Origin of the sequence: Streptomyces sp. 3214.6 (genome assembly GCF_900129855.1) — a bacterium.
In the GTDB taxonomy this organism is placed as follows: domain Bacteria; phylum Actinomycetota; class Actinomycetes; order Streptomycetales; family Streptomycetaceae; genus Streptomyces; species Streptomyces soliscabiei.
On the sequence record NZ_LT670819.1, the window covers coordinates 5,306,409 to 5,328,307 of the forward strand.

The following is a 21,899-nucleotide window of genomic DNA, read 5'->3' on the forward strand; positions in this document are numbered from 1 at the left end:
GTCGCTGTATGGCCGCGTCAGCGACCGGTCTTCGGGGCCTTCCAGCGGGCGATGCCGCGGGCCACCAGGTTCAGGATCATCACGAAGGCGATCAGCGTGAGCGACGCCGCCCAGGCACGGTCGTAGGCAGCCGTCGAACCCGCGCTCTGCGCGTACTGCTGGTAGATGTACAGCGGGAGCGACGCCTGCGCACCCTCGAAGGGGTTGTTGTTGATGAACGGGTTGCCGAAGACCAACAGCAGCACCGGAGCCGTCTCGCCCGCGATACGGGCGATCGCCAGCATCACGCCCGTGATGATGCCTCCGATCGACGTCGGGACTACCACCTTCAGGATCGTGCGCCACTTCGGGACGCCCAGGGCGAGAGACGCCTCGCGCAGCTCGTTCGGGACCAGCTTCAGCATTTCCTCTGTCGAGCGTACGACGACCGGCATCATCAGGATCGCCAGCGCCAGCGAGCCGGCGAAGCCGAACGGCTGCATGTCCAGCATCAGCATGAGGCTGAGGATGAACAGGCCCGCGACGATGGACGGGATGCCGGTCATGACGTCCACGAAGAACGTGACGGCCTTCGCCAGCTTGCCGCGCCCGTACTCCACCAGGTAGATCGCCGTCAGGATGCCGACCGGGGCGCCGATCGCCGTGGCGAGGCCCACCTGCTCCAGGCTGCCGATGATGGCGTGGTAGATGCCGCCGCCGGGCTCGGAGTCGGCGACCACGCCCATCGAGTGGGTGAGGAAGTAGACGTCGAGGACCTTCGTGCCGCGCTGGATCGTCGTCCACAGCAGGGACACCAGCGGGATGACCGCCAGGATGAACGCCACCCAGACCAGGCTCGTCGCGACCCGGTCCTTCGCCTGGCGGCGGCCCTCCACCTTCGCGGCGATGCCGAACGTGCCGAAGACGAAGAGCAGGCCGGCGATCAGACCCCACTGGACCTTGCTGTCCAGCCCGCCGACGAGGCCGATGAGGACCGCGAGGACGAGGGAGCCGACGGCGATGGCCCAGGGGGACCACTTCGGCAGGCTGGCCGCTCGCAGCGTGCTGGGGGCCTTGTCTGCTACTGCTGCTGTGTGGCTCATGCGTTGGCCCCCGAGTACTCCGCGCGCCGGGCGATGATCATGCGTGCCGCGCCATTGACCAGCAAGGTGATGACGAACAGGACCAGACCGGAGGCGATGAGCGCGTCACGGCCGAACTCCGTCGCCTCGTTGAACTTGCTGGCGATGTTCTGGGCGAAGGTGCCGCCGCCCGGGTTGAGCAGGCTGGCGTGGATGTCGAAGTCGGGAGACAGGACCGTGGCCACCGCCATCGTCTCGCCCAGTGCGCGGCCGAGGCCCAGCATCGACGCCGAGATCACTCCGGAGCGGCCGAAGGGGATCACCGACATGCGGATGACCTCCCAGCGGGTGGCGCCGAGCGCCAGGGCCGCCTCCTCGTGCATCTGCGGGACCTGGCGGAACACCTCGCGGCTGACGTTGGTGATGACCGGCAGGACCATCACGGCCAGCAGGATGCCCACCGTGAGCATCGAGCGCGGGGCGCCCTCGTCCCAGGAGAAGACGCCGGTCCAGCCGAAGTAGTCGTTGAGCCAGCCGAACAGACCGTCCATGTGCGGTACGAGGATCAGGGCGCCCCACAGGCCGTACACGATGGACGGCACGGCGGCGAGCAGGTCGATCACGTATGCGATCGGGCCGCTCAGCCTGCGCGGGGCGTAGTGCGTGATGAACAGGGCGATGGCCACCGCGATCGGAACGGCGATGACCATGGCGATGATCGACGAGACCACCGTGCCGAAGGCCAGGACCGCGATGCCGAACTTCGGCGGGACGATGCCGGTGTTCCACTCGAAGGTGGTGAGGAAGTTGGCGTCGTCCTTGCTGATGGCGAGGTAGGCCCGGTAGGTGAGGAAGGCCGCGATGGCGGCCATGATCACCAACAGGAAGATGCCCGAGCCGCGGGAGAGCGCCAGGAAGATGCGGTCACCGGGTCGGGTGGCGGCGCGGGCCGCGCGCTTCTGCTCGGCGGTCGCGGCCGGCGGGGCCGTGGGGGGAGGGGTGTCGTCCGTGTCTGACTTGTGCGTCGATATGTCCATGGGGGTCTCCGGTCTGCGGAGCCGCCTCGCGGATGTGTGGGCGGCTCGGGTGGGGCCGGGTTGTGGACGGCCCCTGGCGGCGGTGCACCGGACGGGTGCGGTCCGGACCGGGGGCTCCCCGGCGCCGGACCGCACCGCTCAGATCAGCTCAGGCCCTCGATGGTGGTGCGGACCTTGGAGATGATGGCGTCGGGGATCGGCGCGTAGTCGATGCCCGAGAGGATGCCCTGGCCGTCCGTGCTGGCGATGTAGCGCAGGAACGCCTTGGTGGCGGGCAGGGTGGCGGCCTTGTTGCCCTTGTCGCAGACGATCTCGTACGTGACCAGGGTGAGCGGGTAGGCGCCGTCGGCCTTGGTGTTGTAGTCCAGCTTCAGCGACAGGTCGCTGCCGGTGCCGACGACCTGCGCGGCGGCGACGGCCTTGGTGGCGCCGTCGGAGGAGGCCTTCACCGGTGCCGCGGCGCCGGTGTTGATGGCGACGGTGCCCAGACCGTCCTTGGCGTACGACAGCTCCATGTAGCCGATCGCGCCGGGGGTCGACTTGACGCCCTGGGCGACACCGGAGGAACCGGCTGCGGACTGGCCGCCCTTGGCCTGCCAGGCCTTGCCGCCGGAGTAGGGCCAGTCGGTCTTGGCGGTGGCGATCAGGTACTTGGTGAAGTTGTCCGTGGTGCCGGACTCGTCCGAGCGGTGGTACGGCTGGATCTTCTGGTCGGGCAGCTTGGCGGTCGGGTTGAGCTTCTTGATCGCCTCGTCGTTCCAGTTGGTGATCTTGCCGTTGAAGATCTTGGCGATCGTGGAGGCGTCCAGGACGAGGTTGTCGACGCCCTCGACGTTGTAGGCAACGGCGATCGGGCCCGCGACCATCGGCAGGTCGATGCCCTGGCCGCCGGAGCAGACCGACTTCGACGCGGCGACGGCGTCGTCCTTCAGGGCGGAGTCGGAGCCGGCGAAGGCGATCTGGCCCTGCGTGAAGGCGGTGACGCCCGCGCCGGAGCCGGAGCCCTTGTAGTTGACCTGGACGCCGTTGCAGGCCTGCGTGAAGTTCTTCACCCAGGCGTCGATCGCGTTCTTCTGCGCGGAGGAGCCGTCGGCGAGGAGCTGGCCCTTGGCGTCGTCGCACTTGATGGAGCCGGCGGCGGCGGTGGCGGAGGACGGGCTGCTGCTGCCACTGCTGGAGCCGGTGTCGTCGGAGCCGCACGCCGTGAGGGCCAGGGCGCCGGAGACGGCGAGAGCACCGAGGGAGAGAGCCCGCCGGTTCATGCGCTGAAGCTTCACTTGGGGAAGATCCTTCCTGGAGCCGCCGTCCTGAATTCGGCGGCGTGCGGAGTGTGCGAAGTCTGGTCGGAACGGACGTGACCGCCTGGGTCGCGCACCGCACCGCGTAAGGCCGAAATTAGGCAGATCAGGTGAAGGCGCTTACGGGCGCGGGTGAACGGCGGGTGAACCCCTGGGGACGGTGTGGTTAGGTCACGGAACGCTCACGTCGAGGACACGGCCCGGTTCCGGCGGTCACCCGATCCTCCGTCTCTGTGCCGCCCGGTCTTCCGCCTCCGTTATGCCAGGTGGAGGACGTCCAGGAGGGCGTCCACGAGCGTGCGGTCCCTCGACTGGGTCAGCCGGTCGCGGGCGGCCTGCGGCGCGAGCCAGAGGACTCGGTCGACCTCGTGGTTCGGCGTGAACGTGCCGGAGACGGCCTCGGCCGCCCAGTAGTGGACCTGCTTGGGACGGCCGTTCGCCTCGTACTCCATGGTGGGCAGCCGGGCGCCGGGCGCGGCCCGGTGGCCGGTCTCCTCCTCGACCTCCCGCAGCGCGCCCGCGAGCGGCTCCTCACCGCGTTTCAGCTTCCCCTTGGGGTGCGACCAGTCGTCGTACTTGGGGCGGTGAACGAGGCATACCTCCAGTTCACCCCCCGACGAGGAGCGCCGCCACAGCACGCAGCCGGCGGCCCGGACAACGGTGTCGGTGGGGCCAGTGACGTCAGTGGGGCCACTGGTGTCGGTCGGGTTGCTGGTGTGGCTCGGGTCGGTAGGGCCAGTGGTGTCGGTGGTGCCATCGGGATTCTTCGCCGTGCTCATCCGGTACTCACCGCCTGGTGGCTCAGGGTGTGCCGATCGTCTGCTTCTGCCAGGAACGCTGGAACGCGTACCGCGCCGCCTCCACCTCATGCCGCTGGTCGGCGTGCAGCACGCCGAGCGCGTACGCCGTCGCCGGCGCGATCCGGGGCGTACGGGCCGCCTGGGCCGCCGCGGACGCCGCCTCCGAGGCGTCGCGGTGCCGGTCGAGGGCCTGGCCGGCCGAGAGCAGGCGGACGTCCAGGGGGGCGGCGCGGCCGTGGGCGACCTCGCAGGCGTAGCGGTGCAGGCGCAGCAGCAGACGGACCTGGTGCCAGGGCGCGTCCTGCGGATGCGGGGCCGGCTCCGGGGAGAGGCCGTGGATCAGGGCCTCCGCGTTGTACGGGCTGCCCGCGGTGACCAGCGGGAGCGCGGCGACCGCGTCGGACAGGCGCTCCTCGGCCGCCTCGGCGAGCGGGCGCAGGTCGGTCGTGGGGGCGGCGGAGGTGAGGGGGACCTCGCTGGCGAGGACGGCTACCTGGTCCGCGACGGCGTGGAAGCGGGAGGAGCCGAGGGCCTGCAGGGCGGTGGAGTGGGCCCGGGTGCGGGCGAGGGTGAGCTGACGGTCCAGCAGGGCGCCCGCCTTCGCCGCGCCCACGGTCAGGTTGCCGCGGTCCGGGACCGCCGTCGGCCGGTGGGCGGCGGCCCGGTCGGCCACCCGGTCGGCCATCCGGTCGGCCATCCGGTCGGCCATCCGGTCCGCGGCCCGGTCACCCGCGCTCCGGCCGGCCGGCTGGGCCGGTACGGGCGTCGGTACGGGCGTCGGTACGGGCGCCGGGGCGGGCGTCGGGGCGGGCGTCGGGGCGGGCGTCGGGGTGGTGCCCGACAGCCGGTTCAGCGCCAGCAGCAGCCGCTCCAGCCGGGCCCCGTACGCCTGCTCCAGGGCCAACGTGCCCGACAGCCACGCCAGTTCGGGGCGGATGCCCTCCGACCACTCGGCGTCGAGGAGCGGCCGGAAGGTGTGCAGACTGCCGCTGATGCGGCGGGCCGAGCGGCGCAGGGCGCGCACCGCGTCGACGCGCTCCTGAGCGCCGCCCGCGGCGCCGCCTGCGGCGCCGTTCGCCGCGCCGCTCGACGAGCCGTTCGCCGTCGCGCCCCCGCTCTCGCGGTGCAGGCGCAGGGCGCGCAGGAATTCCGTGGCCTGGTCACGGAGGTAGCCCGCGAGGGCGTCCCCCGTGGTCACGGGCCCGGCCTGGGCGTCCGTCAGGTCATGGTGTCGCTGTGCCACGCCGGCGCCTCCGCGCGTCTATGAGCATCTCCTGGATGTTGCGCAGGGGCGCACCGTCCGTGTCCGTCGCGTGCCGGATCCAGTCGCCGTCCGGGCCGAGGTGCCAGGAGGCGGTGGAGTCGGACATACCGGTCTCCAGCATTCGGTTCAGGGACGCCCGGTGGGCCGGGTCGATGACCCTGACCAGGGCCTCGATACGCCGGTCGAGGTTGCGGTGCATCATGTCGGCGCTGCCGATCCACACCTCGGGCTCACCGCCGTTGCCGAAGCCGAAGACACGGGAGTGTTCGAGGAAGCGGCCGAGTATCGAGCGGACCCGGATGTTCTCCGACAGCCCCGGCACGCCCGGGCGCACCGCGCAGATGCCACGCACCCACACATCGACCGGCACGCCCGCCTGGGACGCGCGGTAGAGGGAGTCGATGAGCGCTTCGTCGACGATCGAGTTGACCTTGATGCGGATGTGCGCGGGCCGTCCGGCGCGGTGGTGCTGGACTTCCTTGTCGACGCGCGAGATCAGGCCGTCGCGCAGGGACTTGGGGGCGACGAGCAGCCGGCGGTAGGTCTCGCGGCGGGAGTAGCCGGAGAGCCGGTTGAACAGGTCCGAGAGGTCCGCGCCGACCTGCGGGTCCGCGGTGAGCAGTCCGAGGTCCTCGTAGAGCCGGGCCGTCTTGGGGTGGTAGTTGCCGGTGCCGACGTGGCAGTAGCGGCGCAGGGTGTCGCCTTCCTGCCGGACCACCAGCGACAGCTTGCAGTGCGTCTTCAGGCCGACCAGGCCGTAGACGACATGGCAGCCGGCCTCCTCCAGCTTCCGCGCCCACTTGATGTTGGCGTGCTCGTCGAAGCGGGCCTTGATCTCGACCAGGACGAGGACCTGCTTGCCGGACTCGGCGGCCTCGATGAGCGCGTCGACGATCGGGGAGTCGCCCGAGGTCCGGTACAGGGTCTGCTTGATGGCGAGGACGTCCGGGTCGGCGGCCGCCTGCTCCAGGAAGGCCTGGACGGAGGTGGAGAAGCTGTCGTAGGGGTGGTGCAGGAGCACGTCCCGGGAGCGCAGCGCCGCGAAGACGTCGGGCGCGGACGCCGACTCGACCTCGGCGAGGTCGCGGTGGGTGCCGGCGATGAACTTCTTGTACTTCAGCTCGGGACGGTCGAGGCCGTGGATGCGGAAGAGACCGGTGAGGTCGAGGGGGCCGGGCAGCGGGTAGACCTCGGCCTCGGAGATCTTCAGCTCGCGCACCAGCAGGTCCAGCACCTCGCGGTTGATGGACTCCTCGACCTCCAGGCGCACCGGCGGCCCGAAGCGGCGCCGCATGAGTTCCTTCTCCAGGGCCTGCAGGAGGTTCTCGGCGTCGTCCTCCTCGACCTCGAGGTCCTCGTTGCGGGTGAGCCGGAAGGCGTGGTGCTCCAGCACCTCCATGCCCGGGAAGAGCTCCTCCAGGTGGGCGCCGATGACGTCCTCGATGGGGACGTAGCGGCCCGGGGAGGCCTCCAGGAAGCGGGACAGCAGCGGCGGCACCTTGACGCGCGCGAAGTGGTCGTGACCGCTGACCGGGTTGCGCACGACGACCGCGAGGTTGAGCGAGAGACCCGAGATGTACGGGAAGGGGTGCGCGGGGTCCACGGCGAGGGGGGTGAGGACGGGGAAGATCTGGTGCCGGAACAGCGTGAAGAGGCGGGCCTGCTCCTTCTCCGTCAGCTCGCTCCAGCGGACCAGGTGGATGCCCTCCTCCGCGAGGGCGGGGGCGATGTCCTCGTGGTACGTCGCGGCGTGCCGGGCCATGAGCTCGCGCGAGCGGGCCCAGATCATCTCCAGCACCTCGCGCGGCTGGAGACCGGAGGCGGAGCGGGTGGCGACGCCGGTGGCGATGCGGCGCTTCAGTCCGGCCACCCGGACCATGAAGAACTCGTCCAGGTTGCTGGCGAAGATGGCGAGGAAGTTCGCGCGTTCGAGGAGGGGGGTGTTCGGGTCCTCGGCGAGCTCCAGGACCCGCTCGTTGAACGCGAGCCAGCTGCGCTCCCGGTCGAGGAAACGACCCTGGGGCAGCTCGGGCCCGTCGTACGGCGACTCCTCGTAGGCGTCGAGGTCCGCGTCGATGTCGGGTTCCAGGTCGGAGACCGCGGCCGACACGGTGTGCGGGCGGTGCGCGGCTATGGAGCCCACTGAGGGCTGTGCGTGCTGGACCTGTGCCGTGGCGTCTGACTGGCTCATAAACCCATTGTTCCGCGCCAGCAGCGTGACAGGCGCGTCTGAACGTGCGGGCGGGATCGCGGCGGACCCTTTGGGGGGCTGATTCCCCTCGGGGGGCGGCGAAGGCTCGGGCACGGCGGGGTTCATTCACCGAGCGTCGCAAGGTCATCTGAACCGACGGTTACGGCGACATGGCGTGCGGGATATCGGGGGGCGGCTCGCGGGGGTGGCTCGTGGGTGTCGCGTGGGGTGGCGCGGAGGATGCTCGCGGGCTGACGGCCGGCCGGGAAACACAGGGTGCGTACGTCCTTCCCCCCGTGGAGGGACGTACGCACCCCTGGTCTCGCGGGTTCAGGCGGTGCGGCGGCGCAGCAGCCAGAAGGCGGCGGCGGTCACGGCGGCCGTGACGGCGAGCACGATGCCGGTCTCCACGAGGTGGAGCGGCCAGTAGTGGGACTCGGGGTGGTAGGTCAGGTACGAGCCTTGGACGCCCATGTCGTCGAGGCAACCCTGCGTCCTGGCGGTCGAGCCGCCGTAGCACCGGGTGACGTCGAGGTCCCGGACATGTCGGCCGTGGACGATGGCGCCGCTCTCCACCACCCACGCGGACGCGGGATAGTCGAGCTCCGCGGGCGACGCGGTGATGGTCACGGCGGGCCAGAAGGAGGCGCGGCACTGCGCCACGACGTAGCCGAGCAGCCCGGTCGCGACGACGGAGACCGCGAGGGCGGGCAGTGCGCGGCGTATCAGGAGCGCGGTGACCGCGCCGACGGCGAGGGCGCACAGGGCGTACGCGACGGTGGCCGGGCCGCGGGAGAGGTACGCGTCGTCGGACATCCAGCCGTGGTACTGCGGGTCCTGGGTGGCGTTCCAGGCCCAGCGGTACACGAGGACCAGGGCGGTGGCGCCGACGGTCACGACGAGCGCGGGTACGGCCAGCTTGGCGGCCAGCCAGCGGGTGGGGGAGACGCCCTGGGTCCAGGCGAAGCGCGCGGTGCCGCTCTCCAGCTCGCGCCCGACCAGCGCGCCGCCCGCGTACGCGGCCACGGCGAGGAAGAGGTACGAGGTCAGCAGGCCGATCCAGTCGACCGACACGCTGTGGCCGACCCAGTCGATGGCGCTGTCGCACAGGTCTTGGCCCATACGGTCACAGACCTCCGCGGCAGCGCGCGCGTCCCTGTCGGCGGCCTCGGTGGCCCATACCAGCCAGCCGCACAGGACCACCACGAGGCCGGCCCAGACGACGAGGGCGGCGCGGTGCACGCGCAGCACCGTGCGGGCGGTGCCCCAGGCACGGGGCAATGGTCCGGGCCGGCCGACGGTGGAACGACGGCTCGCATCGACGGCGGTGGTCATACGGGACTCTCCTGGCGGGTGGGGAGGGTGATGTGGCGTGTCCGGACGGTGGCGGGGGAGGCGGGGGCGGGGCTGTCGGCGGTGGTCATACGGTCCTCTCCTCGCCCGCGCGCGGGGTGGTGGCGGTGGTGCGCCTGAGGAGGACGAACGCGGCCACGGTGAGGGCGGCGGCGACTGTCAGCAGGAGGGCGGTCGTGGTCAGCTGGAGCGGCCAGTAGTGCGACTCGGGGTGGTAGGTGGCGTAGTAGCCGGTCGCGTCGAGCTTTGCGTACGCATCGGCACAGCCGTTCGGGAGGAGAGACGCGCAGCCGATGTCCGGGATGTGCGCGCCGGTGGAGGTGACCAGGCCCGAGTCGATCATGATGCCCACTCTGTCGGGGCCGGCACTGAGGCTCGTGACCTTGGTGACGCCCGGCCACAGGTGCGGCAGGGCCTGGTCGGCGAGCACGCGCGCGGCGCCGACGAAGCCGAGGGCGAGGACCAGCGCGGGCAGGGTGCGGCGCAGCAGCAGGCCGGCCAGGGCGCCCCCGGCCAGGCCGAGCAGGGCGAAGGCGACCGTGGTGGGGCCGTTGGTGTGCAGGGTGAGGTTGTCGTACCAGCTCTTGGTGGTGTCGATGCGGTTGACGCCCGCCGACCACATCAGGTGGTGCAGCGCCACCAGCAGGCCGGTGCCAGCGGCGATCAGGACGGTCGGCACGGCGAGCTTGGTGGCCAGCCAGCGGGTCGGGGACACCCCCTGCGTCCAGGCGAGCTGTGCGGTGCCGTGCTCCAGCTCGCGGCCGAACAGCGAGGCACCCGCCCAGGCGGCGACCGCGAAGGGGAGCGCGGTCAGCGCGCCGGTCGTGTACATGTACACGCTCTTGAAGCGGACGATCGCGTCCTGGTCGTACTCGCAGAGGCCGTCCTCGGGGCAGGCGCGGTACTGCCGCCAGGCGTCGGCCGCACTGTCGGTGAGCGGCCCCCACAGCCACACCAGGGCGACGGCGAGGGCGACGACGAGGCCGGTCCAGGCGTACAGGGCGCTCCGGTGCAGCCGCAGCAGCCAGCGCGGTCCGGGACGGCGTTCGGGGGTGCCCTTCGAGGCGGCCGGGGAGAGGGCGAGTGCGGTCATACGGCGGCCTCCTCGGGCGCGGCCGGGGTGAGCGGAGCGGCCTGCGGGTTGCGCAGGTAGGCGAGGAGGAGGTCCTCCAGGGAGGGCGTCGAGGTGCGCCAGTCGTCGGCGAGCGGGCCCGCCGGCCGCACCAGGGCGGAGAGCTGACGGCCCGTGATCCGCGACTCGACGACCATGTGCGGGGCGAGATCCCGGCCGGGGTCCCGGGCGAGGTCCGAGGCGCTGGACTGCGTCGGTGCGCTCACGCGCGCGTGGGCGGCGAGCAGGTCGTCGATCTCACCGGCGAGGCGCACCCGACCGCCGCCCACCAGCAGCAGGTGGTCGCAGGAGTCCTCCAGCTCGGCCACCACATGCGACGACATCACGATCGTCGTGCCGTACTGCGCCGCGCAGGCCATCAGGGTGCCCATCAGCTCGTGCCGGGCCAGCGGGTCGAGGTCGGCCATCGGCTCGTCGAGGAGGAGCAGTTCGGGCTGCTTGGCCAGGGCCAGGGCGAGTGCGACGCGGGTGCGCTGGCCGCCGGAGAGGGAACGGATCCTCTTCTTGCGGTCGAGATCGCCCGCGGAAACGATCCGCTCGGCTGTGGTGGCGTCCCAGCGGCCCGGGTTGAGGTCGGCGCCCACGAGCAGCGTCTCGGCGACGGTGAGCTGCGGGTACAGGGGCTTGTCCTGGGCGACGTAAGCGACACGCGCGCGTGCGGACGCCGGGTCCGTCCCCAGGACGGTGATCCGGCCCTCGGTGGGGGCCAGCAGACCGGTGGCAAGGGCGAGGAGCGTGGACTTGCCCGCGCCGTTGGGCCCGACGACGGCACAGACGCGCCCGGCGGGGAGCCGGAACGTGCAGTCGCGCAACGCCCAGCCCCCGCGTCGGCCGAAGCGCTTGCCGAGCGCGGTTGCCGCCATGGCGGTGTCGGTCATGAGGGGTCTCCCTGGGGGTGCTCTCGCTCACGGGTGGTGAGGGTGTCGGATACGGCAGGCACGGCGGGTGCCGTGGATACGGCGAACTGTTCGTCGAGTACGGCTGTGAAGAGCGCGGAGACGTCGTCGCGGTCCAGCCCGGCCGCTCGGGCCCGGACCGCCCAGCCGTCCAGTTCGGTGCGCAGGGGCGAGTCGGCCGGGGCGGTGCTCAGCCCGCGCCGCACGAAGGTGCCGAGGCCGCGCCGGGCCTCCACCAACCCGTCGCGCTCCAGCTCGCGGTACGCCTTCAACACGGTGTTCGGGTTGATGGCGGTCGCCTCGACGACCTCGCGGGCGGTGGGCAGCTTGTCGCCGGCCTGCAGCATGCCCAGGCGCAGCGCCTGCTTCGTCTGCTGGACGATCTGGACGTAGGTGGCGACGCCGCTGTGCCGGTCGATGCGGTATTCGACCACTGGACAACCACCCTTTCACTAATTGAGTAGTGAAAGGGTGGTGGAACGCGGCGCGGAAGTCAAGATCGGCAGGTGGGGCGAGTGGGGGCAGGTGGAGCAGGCGGGGGGAGTGGGGGTCGGTGGGGCAGGCGGGGGCAGTGGGGGATGTGGGGGCGGTGCCGGTGGGCCCGAAAAAATCGTGTGGGGAATCGTGAACCGATCGGCGGGGCTCGTCCGATGAGGGGTTGTGAGCGAAACGAGAAGCGACGGGGAGCTGCTGCGGGCCATCGCGGCGGACCGGGACCGTCACGCCTTCGAGGAGCTGTACCGGCGGTACGCACCGTGGCTGACCGCGCGCCTGCGCGGCCGCTGCGCCGACGCCGGGATAGTCGACGACGTCGTTCAGGAGACGTTCCTCGCGGTGTGGCGCGGCACCGCCCGCTACCGCGAGGAGAGCGCCTCCGGCGACGCCGCGGGCTGGCTGTGGCGCATCGGCGCGCGGCGCCTCGTCGACGCCGTGCGCGGCGACGGGGCGCGCGGCCGGCTGCGCCAGGCACTGACCCGTCTGCGTCACCGTGACGAGGCCTCGGCGGAGGAACGCGTGCTCGCGGGGGTGGAGCACGGAGACCTCGCCGGGGCCCTCGTCCGGCTCTCGCCGGAGCTGCGGGCCGTCCTGCAGGCGACCGTCATCGACGGGCTCACCACCCGGGAGGCGGCCGTTCTGCTCGGCATTCCGCCCGGCACCGTCAAGACGCGGGCCCAGCGTGCCCGCAAGCAACTGCGGGAGGCGCTGGCATGAGGCGGTACGTGTGCGGAGTGGGCTCGCGCGCTCGCGTGGGCGACGAGCAGTCGAGGGAGGACCTGGCATGACGTGGCACGTGGCGGAAGAAGACCTGCGCGCCTACGCGCACGGCGAGTTGGCGCCCCCCCTGCTGTGGTCCGCCGACACCCACCTCACCGGGTGCGCGCAGTGCCGGGCCCGGCTGGCGGCGACCACCGACCCGGTCGCGCTGGACGCCGGCTGGGAACGGCTGGACGCCGAGTTGGACGCGCCGCGCCCGAGCCTGCTCGAACGGCTGCTGGTGCGGCTCGGCGTGGCCGACCACACCGCGCGGCTGCTCGCGGCGACTCCGGTACTGCGCCGCTCCTGGCTGCTGTCGGTGCTGTTCCTGCTGGTCATGACGGTGCTGGCGGTGCGTGTGGCGGACCAGCCCGCGCTGTTCCTCGCACTCGCCCCGCTGCTCCCGCTCGCAGGCGTCGCCCTGTCCTACGGACCGTCCCTGGACCCGACGTACGAGATGGCCGTCGTCGCCCCGCTGCACGGCTTCCGGCTGCTGATGATCCGTACGGTCGCGGTGCTCACCGCGGGCCTGGTCTTCAACGGCCTGGCGACGCTGGCCCTGCCGGGGTACGGGCTGCTGGCCCTGTCCTGGCTGCTGCCCGCGCTCGCCCTGACCGCGACGGGCCTCGCGCTGACCGCCCGGCTGGGCCCGGTCGTCGCGGCCGCCCTGGTCGGCGGCGCCTGGCTGACCCTGCTGATGGTGGCCACGGCCCGGACGCCCGAGCACGACACACTCGCCCCCTTCACGGCGGCGGGCCAGTCGGCCGCGGCAGCGGTGGCGGCCCTGGCCGCCCTGCTGCTCTACCAGTCCCGAGACCGCTTCGACGCCCGCCCCCTGGCCGGCTTCCCAGAAGGCGGCACACGATGACCCACCCACCAACCCCGATGCCCCTCACCCCGACGCCCCCTACCCGCGCGGCCCGCGTTCCAATGACCTCGGTTCCGGCGTCTCTCGGCCCGGCCTTCAGGAGTTCCACATGACCACGGCCTCTGTCTCCGGCTCCACCACCGTGACGGTCACCGACCTCTCCCTGCGTTTCGGCGGCACCCGCGCCCTCGACGGGGTGTCGCTGCGGCTGGGTCCTGGTGTCACCGGGCTGCTCGGACCCAACGGCGCCGGAAAGACCACCCTGTTGCGGGTGCTGGCCACGGCAGTGCCGCCCGACGGGGGCTCGTTCACGGCCCTCGGTCACGATCCGAGTACCGCCACCGGCCGCCTCAACCTGCGTCGCACCCTCGGCTATCTCCCCCAAAGCCCGGGATTCCACCCGGACTTCACCGCCTTCGAGTTCGTCGACTACGTGGCGATCCTGAAGGAACTCACCGACCGCGCCGCCCGGCTGCGTGAGGTGCGGCGTGTGCTGGAGGCCGTCGACCTCTCGGAGGTGCGCGGCAAGCGCATCAAGCGGTTGTCCGGCGGCATGCGGCAGCGCGTCGCCCTGGCCGCCGCCCTCGTCGGCGGCCCCGGCTTCCTCGTGCTGGACGAGCCGACCGTCGGCCTCGACCCCGAACAGCGCATGAGATTCCGTGAGTTGATCGCCCAGGCGGGCGAGGGCCGCACGGTGCTGCTGTCCACCCACCAGACCGAGGACGTGGCGATGCTCTGCCACCGTGTCGTGGTCCTGGCCGGCGGCCGGGTCCGCTTCGAGGGCACCCCGGCCGACCTGACGGCCCGCGCGGCCGGCCGGGTCTGGAGCAGCGCGCAACGCGACCCGAAGGCCCTGGCCGGCTGGCGCACCGGCACCGGCGCCTTCCGTAACATCGGCGACCCGCCGACCGGCGCCGACCTCCTCGAACCCACCCTGGAGGACGGCTATCTGCTCGCCCTCGACGGCGAGAGCGCGGAGGCGCCGGCATGAGCACCAGCATGAGCACCAGCAACCCGACGGTGGGCCAGCCGGCCCCGACGCGCACCGAGTCCCCACGCGAGGGCCAGCGCGCCGGAGCGGTCCTCGCCCTTGCCCGCTTCGAGACCCGCGAACTGCTCCAACAGGTCCCGGTGCTGTTCTTCTTCGCCCTCTACGTCGGCTTCGTCGTCCTGCGGCTGATGAGCAGGGACGGCATGGACGACTTCCCCGTCCTCAACACGGTCGACCGCCGGACGCAGGTGGCACCCCTCCTCTTCGCCGTCGCCCTGCTCATCTGCACCAACTCCGCCACACTGCGCTCCCGCAAGCACGGCACGGTCCAGCAGTTCGACGTGCTGCCCATGGAACCCTGGCGGCGCACCCTCGCCCATGTGCTGTCCGTGATCCCCTACGCGGCACTCACCGCGCTCGTCGTCGTGGCCGAGTTCACCCGGGAGGCCCTGAAGCCCGGCGCGATCGGTCACGGCTCCCTCGGGGAACTGGCCGTCGGGCCGCTGAGCGTCCTGATGGCGGGCATCACGGGCGTGCTGCTGGCCCGCCTGCTGCCCTCCCCCTTCATCCCCATACTCTTCGTCATCGCCCTGTACGTGCTGATCACTTTGGCTTCCGCCGTCGTCGGCATCGACGGCAAGTGGGTGGGTTGGCTCTCCCCGATCCTGTTCTCCGATTCCAGCGGCGGCGACCCGGTACCGGCTGACCTCCTCGGCCGTCCCGCCGGCTGGCACGCGCTGTATGTGACGGCGGCGTGCGTCCTGCTGGCCTGCGCGGCACTACTGCTCTCGGGCGGGCGGACCCGAGCCGTCAAGGCGGCGACCGCTCTCGCCCTCGCGGCCACCGTGGTCGGCGTGATCGGCCAGATCCCGCGCGACACGGCGGCCCTGGACGCGGCCCGCAAGACGGCGTCCGAGACCCCGCAGAAGGTCCAGTCGTGCACGCGGTACGGCGGCTCGACGTACTGCTCGTTCCCCGAGTGGAAGGGCGTGCGGCCGGAATGGGCCGAGGTCGTCGACCGGCTCCAGTCCCTGGCGGGAGGTTCGGCGGCGCAGGCTCCGCTGACGGTCCGCCAGCGCATCTACAACGGTGAGGAGGTCGACGCCGCCCTGGACCCCTCCTCCACCCCGGGCGAGGTGACCGTCGGCACACGCTGGGGCGGCAACCGCGTCCCCGAGTTCGCGGTCGGTGCCGCCTCGGTCCTGGTGGGTGGTTCGGAGAGCGTGACGCTTCAGGAGATGTGCGACGCCCGCACGGTGACCGTCATGTGGCTGGTGCTGGGCGCCGACCCCACTCCGATGGCCACGTTCCAGCACGTGCGGCTGGACGACACCACCAGCGGTTCGGGCCAGGTCCTGGCCCCGACGAACGGACTGAGCATGACGGCGACGCAGACGGCGGTGGTCCGCGAACTCCTTGCCGCCCCGCGCGCTGAGATGACGGCCCGCGTCAAGGCCCACTGGGCGGAACTGACGTCCGCGAGCACGACGACCGCCCAGGCCGCGAAGCTGCTGGGCGTCGAGGTGCCGAAGGAGGCGGAGAAGTGCGAGAAGTAGGAGGACGAGAAGCGGAAGCCGCAGTCGAGGCGGAAGCCGCAGTCGAGGCGGAAGCCGCAGTCGAAGCGGAAGCCGAAGCCGAAGCCGAAGCCGAAGCCGAAGCCGAAGCCGAAGTCGAAGCGGAAGCGGAAGCGAGGCGGGTTCCCACGGTCCCGCTCCGGTCCTTGCTGCCGCTGGTGTGGCGCAGTCTCCCCTGGCAGGCGCTGGCCACGACCGGTGGGATGGGCCTGCTGCTGGCGGCGACGGTACGTCTGCCGGAGCACGCGCCGGACGCCGACCTGGGCCGGCTGGTGCTGCGCCTCACCGCGCTCACCGGAGCTCTGGGCCTGGCCTTTCTCCTGGACGACCCTGCCCGCAACACGACCGCGGCGACACCGGTGGGCCGCGCCCGGCGAACCGTCCTGCGCCTGGCCCTTGTGGCCCCGCTCACCTTCCTCTGGTGGGCGACGGCCCTGCTCCTCCTCCCCGCGCCGACCCGCCCCGGACTCGGCCCGGCCACGCTGGAAGCGGCGGCGATGGCCTGCGCCGCCCTCGCCCTCGCGACGATCGCCGTCCGCCTCACCGCAACGGCGGAAGTGGGCAGAGGCACGGCGATCTGGCTGGCAGTGGCGGCCGGAGTGACCGTGCTGGTCCCCAACAGGTGGGGCCTGCTGGGAACACCCCACGACCCCTACTGGGTGGCGACCCAGCTGAGATGGGCGGTGGTGCTGGGCGTGACGGTGACACTGAGCGCGATATGGACACCGGAGCCTTTGAAGGGGCGCCGGTTCTTGAGCCCGTCCGGCGTTTGAGGGCGAGCCCCTTCAGGGCCGAACAACGAAGGCTCACGTCTCCGTCCGGTACATCAGATCCGTCTCGTACGTGGTGAACCCCAACCTCTCGTACACAGACACCGCCGCCTTGTTGTCGGCATCGACGTACAGCATCGCCGTGGGCAAGCCCTGCCCCGCAAGATGCCGCAGGCCGATCGTGGTGAGGGCCTTGCCGAGGCCGCCCCCCTGCACCCCGGGGGCGACGCCGAGGACGTACACCTCGCCGAGTTGTTCCTCGGCGTGGACCTTCGTCCAGTGGAAGCCGATGAGCTGCTCACCGCGGAAGGCGAGGAAGAAGCCGGCGGGGTCGAACCAGGGCTGGGCCTTGCGGTCGTCGAGGTCGCGCTGGGTGAGGGAGCCCTGTTCGGGGTGGTGGGCGAAGGAAGCGGCGTTGACGGCGAGCCACGCGGTGTCGTCCTGCCCGGGCACGAAGGTGCGGACGGTGACACCCTCGGGCAGCCCCGGCTCGGGCAGCTCCAGGTCGGTCAGGGGCCGCCGCAGCTGGCGCAGTTCGCGGAACAGCGACAGGCCCAGGACCTGGGCGAGGTGCCGGGCGGCGGAGTGCCCGCCGTGGGCCCACACGCGAAGTCGCTTGCCGGAGGCGGCGAGGAGGGCGGAGCCGAGCGCCCGCCCGTGCCCGTGACCGCGGTGGGAGGGGTGGACGACCAGTTCGGCGGCGGGCGCCTCGACCGGGTCAGTGTCCTCCAGCTGGGCGTAACCGACGAGTTCGTCGCCGAGGGTGAGGACGAGGTGGGAGACGCCCTCGCGGGCGCCTCCGCGCAGCTGCAGCCGGCCCTGTTCGGACACCGCCTGCTGGCCGTCCGTCCGGGCGGCCTCCGCGAGCAGGTCGAGGACGGCCTCGACCTGCTCGGGGGTGAGCTCGGAGTGGGTCTCGATGGCTCGGGAGCCGGGGATCCGTGCGGTGTCGTCGCTGGTCATGCGTACGAGGGTAAGGGGAGGGCGCCGCAAAGTGGGCGCACGGGAGAGGGTAAAGGAGAGGGCAAAGGGAAACCAGGATGTAACCCTGAACCCCCTGTCGCGCTACGCGCGTTGACTCTAGGCTGCGCCCGAACGGGGCCACTTACCTGCCACTTACCTCAGTCGATCCACAGGGGGGCGCATGCCAGCCACATCCCAGCCGAACCCCGGCCGCAGACGTCGTACGTACCGTCTGCTCGCGACCGCTGCCACGCTCGCCACCGTCGGCGCCCTGGCCGCCGCCCTCCCGGCGGACGCCCACGACGGCAGGCACGGCAAGCCGCTGCCGAGCCGCTACCAGGACGTGCAGCTGCTGTCCTTCAACGACCTGCACGGCAACCTGGAGCCCCCGTCGGGTTCCTCCGGCCGGGTCACCGAACTGCAGGCGGACGGCACGACGAAGACGATCGACGCGGGTGGTGTCGAGTACCTCGCGACCCATCTGCGCGAGGCGCGCAAGGGCAACGCGTACTCGATCACCGCGGCCGGCGGTGACATGGTCGGCGCGTCCCCGCTGATCTCGGGCCTGTTCCACGACGAGCCCACGATCGAGGCGCTGAACAAGCTCGACCTGGATGTCACGAGCGTCGGCAACCACGAGTTCGACGAGGGGGCCAAGGAGCTGGCCCGCCTGCAGAACGGCGGTTGCCACCCGACGGCCGGCTGCTACACCGACAAGAAGTTCCAGGGTGCCGACTTCCCGTACCTGGCGGCGAACGTCCTGGACGAGAAGACGAACAAGCCGATCCTGAAGCCGTACTACGTCTGGAAGAAGAAGGACGTCAAGATCGGCTTCATCGGTGTGACGCTGGAGGACACTCCCGGTGTCGTCTCCGCCGAGGGCGTCAAGGGCCTGAAGTTCAAGGACGAGGTCGAGACGATCAACAAGTACGCCAAGGTGCTGCAGAGGCAGGGCGTGAAGTCGATCGTGGCGCTCATCCACGAGGGCGGCCTCCCGGCCTCGGGCGCGTACAACTACAACTGCGACTCCCCGGGCGCGGGCGCCGGCATCTCCGGCCCGATCGTCGACATCGCGAAGAACATCACGCCGGCGGTGGACGCGCTGGTGACGGGTCACACGCACGCTGCGTACGCCTGCACGATCCCGGACCCGTCCGGCAAGCCGCGCACGGTGACCTCGGCCGCGTCCTTCGGCCGTCTGTACACGGACACCACGCTGACGTACGACCGTTTCACCGGCGACATCGCCCGCACGGCGGTCAAGTCGGCGAACCACGTGGTCACCCGGACCGTCGCCAAGGCGCCCGACATGACCGAGCTGATCAGCAAGTGGAACACGCTGGCGGCGCCGGTCGGCAACCGCGCGATCGGCTACATATCGGCGGACGTTCCCAACACGGGCACCGAGTCCCCGATGGGCGACCTGATCGCGGACGCCCAGCTCTGGTACGGCCGTGGGCTCGACCCGGAGACGGACCTCGCGCTGATGAACCCGGGAGGCGTCCGGGCGGGCCTCACCTACGCGGCCAAGGGCAGTGAGGGCGACGGCGTGGTCACCTACGCCGAGGGCTTCACCGTGCAGCCGTTCTCCAACACGGTGAACCTGCAGAACTTCACCGGCGCCCAGCTGATCCAGGTGCTCAAGGAGCAGGTGAGCGGCACGAACGCGAGCGCGCCGAAGATCCTGCAGCCGTCCGCCAACCTGACGTACACGCTGGATCTGACGAAGAGCGGCGCCGACCGCGTCGTCACGGACTCCATCCGGCTGAACGGCGCGGCGATCGACCCGGCCGCGACCTACCGCGTCTCGACGAACAGCTTCCTCGCGGGCGGCGGCGACGGCTTCACCACCCTGGGTCAGGGGACCAACGACCTCGTCGGCACCGACGACCTGACGGCCCTGCAGCAGTACCTCACGGCGAGCTCCTCGGCCACGGCCCCGATCGCCCCGCCGGTCCCGAACCGGATCACGATCGTTCAGTAGCCCACGGCCACACCGATGCATGAGGCGGTCCCGTCACCGACGGGGCCGCCTTTCGGCGCGCCAGATCGTCCACCCCCTGCGCCGACGGACGACACCGCTGGTGCCGCGCGGGCGGTGAACGCACATCTCCCCGCCCACACGGCACACGCGCGTGAACGGGGAGAGGGGAGGACGTACGGCTGTCTGCCGTGCGGTTCAGCAGGTCCGCAGCGGGTCCGCAGCGGGTCCGCAGCGGGTCCGCAGCGGGTCCTCAGCAGGTCACTGGATGACCCAGCCGAACGCCTTGCCGCCCGCCGGGATGCCGCCCGTGCCCGGCCGGAGCACCGTGACGTTCTCGTCCGCGTCGGCGCTGCTCGCGTGCGAGGTCACGTTGTTCCACGGCACCTGGTAGACCGCGCCGCCGGCCTGCGGGCCGTTCGGCATGCCGATGGAGACGTGCGTCGGGGACACCGCGAGGTACTGGCCCAGGTGCTGGCCCGCGCCCGGCGTGCCCGGCACCTTGTTGTATCCGGCGTACAGGACGTCGTTGTGGTTGCCCGGCGCGCCCACCAGGGAGAAGGTCTGCACGGAGCCCGCGCCGGCCACCGAGCCCTGGGACTCGCCCGGAACGCCCACCGCGAGCTGCAGGTCGGCCCAGCCCGGCGTGGCCTTGCCGGGGGCGAGGTTGACGGCGGCGAGGGTCTCGCCGAACCGGTCGCCGGTCTCGACGCCGCCGACGACGTTCGGCTGGTCCTGGTTGATCACCGCCTGCTGCGACCAGTCGCTTTTGGCGGGGAAGTCGATGACGAAGACGCTGCCGGCGTTCGCCACGTTCGTGGTGCTGCCGGACGGGACGATCGACTCGCCCGGGGCGCCCACGACGATGAGCGAATCGTCGTTCGTGCCCTTGGGGATGATGGCGACGGACTTGCCCATCTCGTCGCCCTTCTCCGCGCCTCCGGAGATCTTGTCCGAGTTCTGGTCCAGGCCCGCGCGCACGATCGGCTTGCCGTTCGGGCCCAGGTTGTGGGTCAGGACGGCGACGCCGCCCGCGTCGGCCTTGTCGCCGATGTCCTCGCCCGGCTCGCCGATCACGATGTTGGTCATGTCCGCCGCGACGGAGGTGCCCACTCTGTCGCCGGCCTCCGGGGAGCCGGGCAGGCCGGCGTTCTGCGAGAGCCAGACGTTGGTGTTGCCGTGCACGTACACCACGGAGCCCGCGTCGGCCTTGTCGCCGACGTCCTCGCCCGGGTCGCCGATCACGATGAACGGCTCGTCGTCGCGGGTGATTCCGGCGGCGAGGGAGAAGCCGAGCAGGTCGCCCTTCTCCTTGCCGGCTTCCTTCAGGGCGCCGTTGCCCTCGCCCTGGGCGTAGTTGTCGGAGGCGCGCCCCTTGCCCAGGCCGGCCGGGGAGCCGTAGATGACGGAGACCATGCCGACGTCGGCGATGGACCCGGCGTCCTCGTAGGGGCTGGAGACGGCGAGGTCGGTGTAGCCGTCCTTGTTGTAGTCGACGGTGGCCAGGGCGTAGCCGAAGCGGTCGCCGGCCTCCGCGTCGCCGGGCACGACGTCCTGGCCCTGGTCCAGCTCGGCGGTGCCCTTGCCGCCGCCGTAGACGACGTGGACGGCACCGGCCTCGGCGTCGCCGCCGATGGTGGCCTTGGGGTCGCCGACGGCGGTGTCCTCGACGCCGTCGCCGTTGAAGTCGGCGAACGGGGCTGATTCGGTGGTGGACCTGACCCAGGCGGCGATGTCGTCGGTGCGGGTGACGACACCGGCCGTGGAGGTCTGCGCGGGGTCGGTGCCGAAGCAGCCGCCCTGGTCGGAGCGGGAGGCGACGCCGAGCAGGCCGGCGGAGGTGAACACGGGCGCGCCCGAGTCACCGGCGCAGATCGCCGCGCCGGAGGCGCCGTGGACGGCGAGGTCGGTGGTGTTGACCTGGTCGACCTGGAAGCTCTCGCCGTGGAGTTTCAGCGGCGCCCACTCGTCCTTGGTGCGTCCGTAGCCGGTGACCGACACGGCGGAGTCCTTGGCGGGGGCGGCGGTGGCGAGGCCGGGCAGGGCGATGCCGGCGACGGGCGCGGACAGCCGGGCCAGGACCAGGTCGCGGTCGTCGCGCGGGACGAGCTGCACCACTTCGCGGACGGCGCCGGCGGTGGTGGTCAGGTCGGTGCGTCCGATGGTCGCCGTGGTCTTCAGCTTCGGCGCTCCGGCGGGGACCTTGACGGACGCGGCCGGGTTGTCGGCGAAGCAGGACGCGGAGGTGGCGAGCCACTGGGGGGCGATCAGGGCCGCGGAACAGGCCTTGGCGCCGCCGCCGATGTCGAGGCGGGCGGTGTAGGCGTGGCTGGTGTCGGTCTCGGGCTTGCCGGACACGGCATGCGCGGAGAGGGCGGGTGCGCCGATGACGGCGACGGTCACGAGGGCTGCGAGCGCGGTGGATCGCTTGCCGGTTGTGGTCATGGTGGTGTGGTCGTCTTCCCC

At 71.7% G+C, this 21,899-nt stretch carries 18 protein-coding genes; 6 read left to right on the forward strand and 12 right to left on the reverse strand.

The genetic code is table 11. The features are described 5' to 3' along the window. Nucleotides 1–17 precede the first annotated feature (17 nt). The 10 genes from pstA to B5557_RS23965 all read right to left on the reverse strand — a co-directional run bounded on the left by pstA (nucleotide 18) and on the right by B5557_RS23965 (nucleotide 11,466). Entirely contained in the window at nucleotides 18–1,082 is a 1,065-nt protein-coding gene (gene pstA / locus B5557_RS23920) for a phosphate ABC transporter permease PstA (protein WP_079661381.1), read from the reverse strand. Next, entirely contained in the window at nucleotides 1,079–2,098 is a 1,020-nt protein-coding gene (gene pstC / locus B5557_RS23925; RefSeq protein ID WP_079661382.1) for a phosphate ABC transporter permease subunit PstC, read from the reverse strand. The genes pstA and pstC overlap by 4 nt, the downstream gene beginning before the upstream one ends. Nucleotides 2,099–2,241: 143 nt before the next feature. After that, complete coding sequence (gene pstS, locus B5557_RS23930; RefSeq protein ID WP_079661383.1) at nucleotides 2,242–3,375, reverse strand: phosphate ABC transporter substrate-binding protein PstS; 1,134 nt, start codon at nucleotides 3,373–3,375, stop codon at nucleotides 2,242–2,244. A gap of 278 nt (nucleotides 3,376–3,653) precedes the next feature. Then, nucleotides 3,654–4,175, reverse strand: a complete 522-nt coding sequence (locus B5557_RS23935; protein ID WP_079661384.1) for an NUDIX hydrolase — start codon at nucleotides 4,173–4,175, stop codon at nucleotides 3,654–3,656. 22 nt (nucleotides 4,176–4,197) lie between these two features. After that, nucleotides 4,198–5,439, reverse strand: coding sequence for a CHAD domain-containing protein (locus B5557_RS23940; protein WP_079661385.1), 1,242 nt, complete (start codon nucleotides 5,437–5,439; stop codon nucleotides 4,198–4,200). Then, nucleotides 5,420–7,777, reverse strand: a complete 2,358-nt coding sequence (locus B5557_RS23945) for an RNA degradosome polyphosphate kinase (protein WP_099936539.1) — start codon at nucleotides 7,775–7,777, stop codon at nucleotides 5,420–5,422. The genes B5557_RS23940 and B5557_RS23945 overlap by 20 nt, the downstream gene beginning before the upstream one ends. A 204-nt stretch (nucleotides 7,778–7,981) precedes the next feature. Next, entirely contained in the window at nucleotides 7,982–8,986 is a 1,005-nt protein-coding gene (locus B5557_RS23950) for a hypothetical protein (protein ID WP_231976014.1), read from the reverse strand. A gap of 85 nt (nucleotides 8,987–9,071) precedes the next feature. Further along, on the reverse strand, nucleotides 9,072–10,097 hold the full coding sequence (locus B5557_RS23955) for an ABC transporter permease (RefSeq protein WP_079661387.1): 1,026 nt from the start codon (nucleotides 10,095–10,097) through the stop codon (nucleotides 9,072–9,074). Beyond that, on the reverse strand, nucleotides 10,094–11,014 hold the full coding sequence (locus B5557_RS23960) for an ABC transporter ATP-binding protein (RefSeq protein ID WP_079661388.1): 921 nt from the start codon (nucleotides 11,012–11,014) through the stop codon (nucleotides 10,094–10,096). Before B5557_RS23960 ends, B5557_RS23955 begins: the two co-directional genes overlap by 4 nt. Further along, nucleotides 11,011–11,466 (reverse strand): GntR family transcriptional regulator, encoded by a 456-nt coding sequence (locus B5557_RS23965; RefSeq protein WP_079661389.1) that lies wholly within the window; start codon nucleotides 11,464–11,466, stop codon nucleotides 11,011–11,013. The genes B5557_RS23960 and B5557_RS23965 overlap by 4 nt, the downstream gene beginning before the upstream one ends. Nucleotides 11,467–11,692: 226 nt before the next feature. Here B5557_RS23965 and B5557_RS23975 point away from each other — a divergent pair, with 226 nt between their 5' ends. The 5 genes from B5557_RS23975 to B5557_RS23995 all read left to right on the forward strand — a co-directional run bounded on the left by B5557_RS23975 (nucleotide 11,693) and on the right by B5557_RS23995 (nucleotide 16,492). Continuing rightward, the gene (locus B5557_RS23975) at nucleotides 11,693–12,244 is read left to right on the forward strand and encodes an RNA polymerase sigma factor (protein WP_079661391.1); all 552 of its coding nucleotides are present in this window, start codon (nucleotides 11,693–11,695) and stop codon (nucleotides 12,242–12,244) included. A 67-nt stretch (nucleotides 12,245–12,311) separates the two neighbouring features. Then, nucleotides 12,312–13,154 carry a hypothetical protein gene (locus B5557_RS23980; protein WP_079661392.1) on the forward strand — a complete coding sequence of 281 codons (843 nt, stop codon included), beginning with the start codon at nucleotides 12,312–12,314 and terminating at the stop codon, nucleotides 13,152–13,154. Between the two features lie 109 nt (nucleotides 13,155–13,263). Next, complete coding sequence (locus B5557_RS23985; RefSeq protein WP_079661393.1) at nucleotides 13,264–14,145, forward strand: ABC transporter ATP-binding protein; 882 nt, start codon at nucleotides 13,264–13,266, stop codon at nucleotides 14,143–14,145. After that, complete coding sequence (locus B5557_RS23990) at nucleotides 14,142–15,701, forward strand: ABC transporter permease (RefSeq protein ID WP_231976015.1); 1,560 nt, start codon at nucleotides 14,142–14,144, stop codon at nucleotides 15,699–15,701. The genes B5557_RS23985 and B5557_RS23990 overlap by 4 nt, the downstream gene beginning before the upstream one ends. Further along, nucleotides 15,689–16,492: an ABC transporter gene (locus B5557_RS23995; RefSeq protein ID WP_231976016.1), complete on the forward strand. Its 804-nt coding sequence runs from the start codon at nucleotides 15,689–15,691 to the stop codon at nucleotides 16,490–16,492. The genes B5557_RS23990 and B5557_RS23995 overlap by 13 nt, the downstream gene beginning before the upstream one ends. A 33-nt stretch (nucleotides 16,493–16,525) precedes the next feature. Here the strand turns inward: B5557_RS23995 and mshD are convergent, their stop codons facing one another. Next, nucleotides 16,526–17,452, reverse strand: coding sequence for a mycothiol synthase (gene mshD, locus B5557_RS24000; protein ID WP_079661394.1), 927 nt, complete (start codon nucleotides 17,450–17,452; stop codon nucleotides 16,526–16,528). A 181-nt stretch (nucleotides 17,453–17,633) separates the two neighbouring features. On the opposite strand from mshD, the gene B5557_RS24005 reads away from it, so the two are divergent. Continuing rightward, nucleotides 17,634–19,436, forward strand: coding sequence for a bifunctional metallophosphatase/5'-nucleotidase (locus B5557_RS24005; RefSeq protein ID WP_079661395.1), 1,803 nt, complete (start codon nucleotides 17,634–17,636; stop codon nucleotides 19,434–19,436). A 258-nt stretch (nucleotides 19,437–19,694) separates the two neighbouring features. On the opposite strand, the gene B5557_RS24010 is transcribed toward B5557_RS24005, so the two are convergent. After that, complete coding sequence (locus B5557_RS24010; protein ID WP_079661396.1) at nucleotides 19,695–21,878, reverse strand: trypsin-like serine protease; 2,184 nt, start codon at nucleotides 21,876–21,878, stop codon at nucleotides 19,695–19,697. Nucleotides 21,879–21,899: the final 21 nt, after the last annotated feature.

Coding starts and splice junctions, on each gene's coding strand:
- B5557_RS23935 (WP_079661384.1), bottom strand. CDS start 4,175: ATGAGCACGGCGAAGAATCCCGATGGCACCACCGACACCACTGGCCCT.
- B5557_RS23985 (WP_079661393.1), top strand. CDS start 13,264: ATGACCACGGCCTCTGTCTCCGGCTCCACCACCGTGACGGTCACCGAC.
- B5557_RS24010 (WP_079661396.1), bottom strand. CDS start 21,878: ATGACCACAACCGGCAAGCGATCCACCGCGCTCGCAGCCCTCGTGACC.
- pstC (WP_079661382.1), bottom strand. CDS start 2,098: ATGGACATATCGACGCACAAGTCAGACACGGACGACACCCCTCCCCCC.
- B5557_RS23980 (WP_079661392.1), top strand. CDS start 12,312: ATGACGTGGCACGTGGCGGAAGAAGACCTGCGCGCCTACGCGCACGGC.
- pstA (WP_079661381.1), bottom strand. CDS start 1,082: ATGAGCCACACAGCAGCAGTAGCAGACAAGGCCCCCAGCACGCTGCGA.
- B5557_RS23955 (WP_079661387.1), bottom strand. CDS start 10,097: ATGACCGCACTCGCCCTCTCCCCGGCCGCCTCGAAGGGCACCCCCGAA.
- B5557_RS23960 (WP_079661388.1), bottom strand. CDS start 11,014: ATGACCGACACCGCCATGGCGGCAACCGCGCTCGGCAAGCGCTTCGGC.
- B5557_RS23950 (WP_231976014.1), bottom strand. CDS start 8,986: ATGACCACCGCCGTCGATGCGAGCCGTCGTTCCACCGTCGGCCGGCCC.
- B5557_RS24005 (WP_079661395.1), top strand. CDS start 17,634: ATGCCAGCCACATCCCAGCCGAACCCCGGCCGCAGACGTCGTACGTAC.
- B5557_RS23945 (WP_099936539.1), bottom strand. CDS start 7,777: ATGAACCCCGCCGTGCCCGAGCCTTCGCCGCCCCCCGAGGGGAATCAG.
- mshD (WP_079661394.1), bottom strand. CDS start 17,452: ATGACCAGCGACGACACCGCACGGATCCCCGGCTCCCGAGCCATCGAG.
- B5557_RS23990 (WP_231976015.1), top strand. CDS start 14,142: ATGAGCACCAGCATGAGCACCAGCAACCCGACGGTGGGCCAGCCGGCC.